We start from the raw sequence: 6,351 nt of genomic DNA, 5'->3' as shown, positions 1-6,351 counted from the left end.
GCGTGTCGTCCTCGGCGTGCCGGCCCACCAGGGGCCCGGAGTTCTCCCGCCACCAGCGGCCCTGGAGCCGGACGGCGCGGGTGCGGACGCGGGAGGCGAGAGCGACGCGTTCGACGGGGTCCGTCTGCCCGGACGCGCTGCCCCCGGCGGTGGGTTCGGTCAGGGCGATGCCGGCGTCGCGGGCGACCAGGTGGCAGGCGGCGAATGTCGCGTCGTCGTCCGCGCCGGTGCGGGTGCGCCCGCCGGAGCGGTCGATGGAGGCGAGCAGCGCCTGGTCGGCGCGGACGCGGGCGGCCTCGCCGGCCTCGATGCCGGCGGCCGCGCGGTCCTCGTGGGCGCGCTCCACTTGCTCGATCCAGTGGTCCAGGGCGTGGAGCAGCCGGTACTGCTGGTCGACCATGCCCTGCCACATCGCCCCGTCGACGAGGAGCGTGCCGGCGGTCCCGTGGCCCTCGTGGCCCTCGTACGCGGCGCCGTAGTGCACGCTGCCCGGGGTGATCTGCATCCACAGGACGTCCTCGTCGGCCCCGGCCGCGGGCCCGGCGGTGGCGCGGTTCTCCAGCGGGGCCTGGTAGAGCACGCGCAGGCCGCGGCCGATACCGAGGGCGAAGGCGCCCTCCAGGGGGCTCAGCGGGGCGTCGTACGCCTGCCCGGCCCACGGGTCGGCGTACTCGGGGCGGTACAGCTCGCGCAGTTCGATGCGGCGCAGCAGGCAGCCGTGCAGGGGGCGGCCGACGAGGGTGTGCCGTGGGCCGTCGGGCGGGCCGAGCAGCAGGGTGCCCGCCTCCAGACGGCCGAGGAAGTGCCAGTGCCCGTCCTGTGCGGCGTCGACGGCGAACAGGTCGAGTCGTCCCTCGACGACGAGCCAGAGGACGAGCGGGCCCTCCAGGGACAGGCTGCGCAGGCCGGTGCAGTCGACGGGCGAGCCGAGGCCGCCGAGGGCCGCCACGACCGGATCCTGTGCGACGGGAGCCCGGTGGGTCTGGTACGGGGTCGTCACCTCAGTGCTCCTTGACCAGTTCGGCGTACGCGCCCCGGGCGGCGAGCAGGTGCTCGTGCCGGCCGCGTTCGACGACGGTGCCCCGGTCGAGCACGACGATCTCGTCGCTGTCGCGCACGGTGCTCAGCCGGTGGGCGATGACGACGCAGGCGCAGCCGCGCCGCCGCAGGTTGTCGATGACGATCTGTTCGGTCGCCGCGTCGAGGGCGCTGGTGACCTCGTCCAGGACCATGACGCTGGGGCGGCGCACCAGCGCGCGGGCGATCTCCAGGCGCTGCCGCTGTCCGCCGGAGAAGTTGCGGCCGTCCTGCTCGACGCGGCTGTGGATGCCGCCGGGTCGGCGCGCGACCACGTCGTACACGGCGGCGTCCTGGAGTGCGGCGACGACGGCCTCGTCCGGGATGGAGGGGTCCCACAGCGCGACGTTGTCGCGGACGGTCCCCTCGAAGAGGAAGACGTCCTGGTCGACGAAGGAGACGGAGGCGGCCAGGGCACCGCGCGGGATGTCCTCCAGCCGCATCCCGTCGATGCGGATGGTGCCCTCCCAGGGGGCGTAGAGGCCCGATATCAGCCGGGAGACGGTCGACTTGCCGCTGCCGGAGCCGCCGACGAGCGCGACCTGCCGGCCGGGGCCGACGGTGAGGGAGAAGTCCTTCAGCAGCGGGGCGTCCAGCGGGCTGTAGCCGAAGGTGATGCCCTCCAGCTCGACGTGGCCCTTGAGGCGGCGGGCGCCGGCGGCGGGCTCGCGCCGTGCGGAGAGCGGGTCGACGGGGAAGTTCTCGACGTCCTTGAGCCGGGCGACGTCGGCCGCGAAGTCCTGGATGCGTCCGGCCACGCCGTTCAGCCGGGTGATCGGCGCGGTGAAGCCGGTCACGAGGGCCTGGAAGGCGACGAGCAGCCCGACGGAGAGGTGTCCCTCCACCGCCCGGAGGCCGCCGATCATCAGGATGAGCGCGCTGTTGAGGGCGGCCAGCGTGGGCGCGGCGATCGCCAGCCAGGCGCTGGGCACGCCGAGCCGCTGCTGCACGTCGAGGGTGACGGCGTGCTGGCCGGCCCAGCGGCGGAAGAAGCCGTTCTCGCCGCCGGTGGCCTTCATGGTCTCGATGAGCGTCAGGCCGCTGTACGAGGTGTTGGTGAGGCGGGCGCTCTCGGCGCGCAGCTTCTGGGTGCCGGTGGCCCGCACCCGGACGACGATCCGCAGGGCCACGACGTTGAGCAGCGCCATGCCGATGCCGACGACCGTGAGCTGGGGGTCGTACGTCCACAGCAGCACCGCGTAGAGGACGACGACGACCGCGTCCACGCCGGCGGCGGCGAGGTCCCGGGCCAGGGTCTCGGCGACCGCGTCGTTGGACTGCAGGCGCTGGACCAGGTCGGCCGGGTTGCGCTGGGCGAAGAAGGTGACGGGCAGTCTGAGCAGGTGCCGCAGGAAGCGGGCGCTGCCCAGGGTGGAGGAGATGATGCGGCCGCGCAGCAGGTTGGCCTGCTGGAGCGCGGTGAGCCCCGCGGTGAGCACGAGGGCCGCCGCCATGGACGCGAACAGCACGCCCAGCAGGGACGTCTGCTCGCCGATCAGGAACATGTCGATATAGGTACGGCTCAGCGCGGGCACCGCGGCGCCGACGACCACCAGCAGGAGGCTGGAGAGCACGGCGGCGAGCAGGGTGCCGGAGGTGCCGCGCAGCCGGGCGGGCACGGCGCCGAGCACGCCCGGCCTGCGGCCGGCGCGGCGGAAGCCCTCGCCGGGCTCGAAGGTGAGGACGACGCCGGTGAAGCTGGTGTCGAAGTCCTCCAGGGGGACGAAGCGCCGGCCCTTGGCGGGGTCGTTGACGTACACGCCCCGGCGGCCGAAGCGGCGGCCCATGCCGTCGTAGACGACGTAGTGGTTGAACTCCCAGAAGAGGACGGCCGGCGCCGCCACGCCGGCGAGTGCGGCGAGGTCCATCTGCATGCCCTTGGCCGTGAGTCCGTAGCTCCGGGCGGCCTTGAGGAGGTTGCTGGCGCGGGACCCGTCGCGGGAGACGCCACAGGCGATACGCAGCTCCTCCAGGGGGACGAAGCGGCCGTGGTGGCCGAGCACCATGGCCAGCGCGGCGGCGCCGCACTCCACGGCCTCCATCTGCAGCACGGTGGGGGTGCGTACGGCCCGGCGGCTCCGGGGGGCGGGGGCGGGGCGGCGGCGCGAGGAGCGGTGGCCGGCGGTCCGGCTGTTTTGCGGCGCACTCACGGCAGCAGCCAGTCGACGGGGTGCTGCGCGGCGAGGTGGACGGCTCCGGTGACCGGGGTCGTGGAGTCGACGGCGTACGGGGGTCCGTCCGCGGAGGACCACCGGTAGCCGGACTTGGTGGCGGCGGAGCGCTCCAGCCGCACGAGCACGGCGACGGGGTTGCCCTGCCGGGCGAACTGCGCGGCGAGGCGTGCGTCGCCGAGGAAGCCGCCGATCTGCGCCTCGGTCTGCGGGGCGCGGCCGACCGCCTCGACGCGGCCGCGGAGCACGCCGAACCGCTGCTGGGGGACGGACTCGACGCTCAGGTCGACCGTGGCGCCCACGGGGATCGTCCCGCCGCTCCCGCCGGGGACGTACAGCATGGCCACGAGTGGTTCGTCCGGGTCCCGCACCCGCTCCACGGTCGCCACGTCGGCGCCGGTCGTGACGACCGACCCCATCTTGGCCACCAGGGTCGTCACCCGCCCGCCGGCCACCGCGCGCACGGTCTTCTCGCCCCGGTCCGTGGCGACCTGGAGCAGGGGCGCGCCCGCGGTGAGCACCTGGCCCTCGTCGGCGAAGACGCGGGTGACCTGTCCGGCGATCGGGCTCTGCAGCAGGTAACTGCCCTCGGCGTGCGTGAGGATGCCGGGCGCGGTCAGTGTGGAGGACACGGATCCGGTGAATGCCCAGAATGTCGCGACGGCCATGACGACGACCGTTATGGCCAGTACGAGCCTGCCTTGGGGGCGTGCGAAACGTACGGGCAGATCGAGTTCTTCGGGCGATTGCAGCTTGGAAAGCGCCTTCTGGCGGAACTGCACGAACTATTCCTTCGACTGCACTCGTGGCATGGGATGCCGAAATTGCACGGACGCCCGTAAACCCCGGAACGAATACGTTCCGGGGATTACGGGCAGCGGTTCTCGATCAGAGACCGGCGACACCGACGTTGACGCCGACGATGCCCTCGACCGCGTTGACCGTGGGGCGGACGGCCTGGACGGTCTGCAGGTGGGTCACGGTGCCGAGCACGGTGTGGACGTCACCGGTGACGCCGCCGAGCAGGCCGCCGGAAATGCTGACACCACCGGAAACGGCGTCCAGCTCGGCGTCGGCGATCTCACGGGTCTCGATGTCGTTACGCATGGTGTGCGCACCCTTCATTAGGTTCTGACTGTTTCTCACACGGCATGGCACAGCCCGCCCGAAAACGGTCCGTCCATCCCCGCGACGGCCCGGCCGATTCGGCCGCCGTTCGAAGGACCGGCGCGGTGCGCAGATATAAGCACGCGAACGGGTGGCCCTGCCAACCGCGTTGCCGCTGGTCAGCGCCCGGAGCGACGCCTCAAGGACCACGCTTTCCCGTTCCTTTACTGGATCATCACAGTTCCTTCACAGGATCGAGTAACAGATATGCGGGGGTCTCGATCCGCGCAGAACATAAACGGACACACGCCCATCAATGACATGGGGCATTACCGGCATATCGCGTGGCGCCACCCCGGGCGAACGTGTCGGCGATCACACGGTGTGAAGATTTGCCGCGGTGACGCTCGGTCACATCGAGGGCACGACGTGTACCCATCGGGGCGCCCGCCCGGCGCACTCGGCGTGCGCCGCCGCCGGAGCTGTGGTCAGGCTGGGAGCACAGCACCGTCCTTCGAGCGAGCAGGAGATTCCATGGCCCCCCGCGACGGCCGAAGGGTGACGCCGTGACCCGCACGGGTGTACTCGCCGCCATCCCGGAAGGGCCTCGCGAACGGCTCATGGAGCTCAGCCACGAGGTGTCCTTCCCCGTGGAGGCGCGGATCTTCGAGGAGGGCGGCAGGGCCGATCGCTTCTGGGTGATCCGCACGGGCAGCGTCGACCTCGACATGCGCGTGCCCGGGCGCCGCGCCGCGGTCATCGAGACCCTGGGCGCGGGCCGGTTGCTGGGGTGGTCCTGGCTGTGCCCGCCGCACCGGTGGCACATGGGGGCCGAGGCGACGACCCCGGTCCGCGCGTGGGAGTTCGACGCGGCCGAGGTGCTCGCCCTGTGCGAGCGCGACCCGCTGCTCGACCACGCGCTGCTCATCTACGTCGTCGAGGTCATCGGCCGCCGCCTGCGCTCGGCGCGCACCCGGCTGCTGGACCTCTACGGCCCGTACGGGAGCGGCTCGGCCGGCTGACCGCCCTACCCGTGCGCCGGCGGGGATCGGCCGGCGGAGGCCTGCGGCCGCATTCCAGGTCGGCCGACCTATAGTGGTCGGCATGAGCGATACACACGATGAACTCGGCCACGACGCCGACGGCCCGGTCTTATTGGTGGGTGGTTACGGCACGGTCGGCGCGGAACTGGCACGGCTGGCGGCCGGCACCTGGCCGCTGCTGCTGACCGGTCGCACGGTGGAACGCGGACGGGCCCTGGCCACCGAAACGGGTGCGCGGCTGCGCACCTGGGACCTGACGGATCCCTCCCCCTTCCGCGCCCGCGTGCGCGCGGTGGTCGGCGTGGTCAACGACCCGGACGACCGGGTGCTGCGCGCGGCGGTCGCGGGCGGGGTGCCGTTCGTGGACGTCACCCGGTGGACGACGCGGTTGCAGCGCGCGGCGACCGTCGCCGCGATGCTCGGTCCGAGCACGCCCGTGCTGCTGTCCTCGGCGTGGATGGGGGGCGTGAGCAGCCTGACGGCCGCGTACCTGGCCGCGGAACTCGGTGGCGCGGACACGGTCGAGGTGGCGATCCGCTGGGACGTGAAGGACCGGGCCGGCACGGACTCCGTGGAGTTCATGGACCGGCTCGGCCTGGACTACGAGGTGGTGGAAGGCGGCCGGCGGCACACGATCGCGCCGCTCGGCGACGTCCGCCGGGTCCGCGTCGGCGACGCGCCCACCCGCGTCGCCCGGATCGACACGCCCGAGCAGTTCACTCTCCCGCTGACGCTCGGCGTCACCACCGCGACCACCCGGATCGGCTTCAGCTCGGCCGCGTCCACCTCGGCGCTGCTGGCCGTCAAGCGGCTGGGGTTCTTCCGCTGGGGCCGCGGCGACCGCTTCACCGCGGCCCGGCGCGCACTGCTCCACGCGCCGGGCGAGGGCGGCACCGCCCGGCTGCGCGTCGACGTCACGTACGGCGGGCGCACCCGCGGCGTGACCGTCACCG

5 protein-coding genes and 1 pseudogene are annotated in these 6,351 nt (G+C 73.0%); 2 read left to right on the top strand and 4 right to left on the bottom strand.

From position 1 onward, the window contains the following. The 4 genes and pseudogenes from AB0K09_RS28110 to AB0K09_RS28095 all read right to left on the bottom strand — a co-directional run. Positions 1-1,000: pseudogene (locus AB0K09_RS28110) on the bottom strand (NHLP bacteriocin export ABC transporter permease/ATPase subunit); the annotation flags it as partial. Position 1,001: 1 nt separating this feature from the next. Further along, complete coding sequence (locus tag AB0K09_RS28105; protein WP_366068219.1) at positions 1,002-3,128, bottom strand: NHLP family bacteriocin export ABC transporter peptidase/permease/ATPase subunit; 2,127 nt, start codon at positions 3,126-3,128, stop codon at positions 1,002-1,004. A gap of 95 nt (positions 3,129-3,223) precedes the next feature. Further along, positions 3,224-4,030, bottom strand: coding sequence for an HlyD family efflux transporter periplasmic adaptor subunit (locus tag AB0K09_RS28100; RefSeq protein WP_366068218.1), 807 nt, complete (start codon positions 4,028-4,030; stop codon positions 3,224-3,226). Between the two features lie 106 nt (positions 4,031-4,136). Beyond that, a complete protein-coding gene (locus AB0K09_RS28095; RefSeq protein ID WP_366068217.1) occupies positions 4,137-4,355 on the bottom strand; it encodes a hypothetical protein in 219 nt (72 codons plus the stop codon). A gap of 566 nt (positions 4,356-4,921) precedes the next feature. On the opposite strand from AB0K09_RS28095, the gene AB0K09_RS28090 reads away from it, so the two are divergent. Next, on the top strand, positions 4,922-5,377 hold the full coding sequence (locus tag AB0K09_RS28090) for a cyclic nucleotide-binding domain-containing protein (RefSeq protein WP_366068216.1): 456 nt from the start codon (positions 4,922-4,924) through the stop codon (positions 5,375-5,377). Positions 5,378-5,459: 82 nt separating this feature from the next. Further along, on the top strand, positions 5,460-6,351 hold an 892-nt coding region (locus AB0K09_RS28085), incomplete at its 3' end, for a saccharopine dehydrogenase (RefSeq protein WP_366068215.1).

Origin of the sequence: Streptomyces sp. NPDC049577 (genome assembly GCF_040675635.1) — a bacterium.
Taxonomy (GTDB): domain Bacteria; phylum Actinomycetota; class Actinomycetes; order Streptomycetales; family Streptomycetaceae; genus Streptomyces.
The sequence above is the reverse complement of the archived record's forward strand: the minus strand, read 5'-3'. Positions and strand labels throughout refer to the sequence as shown.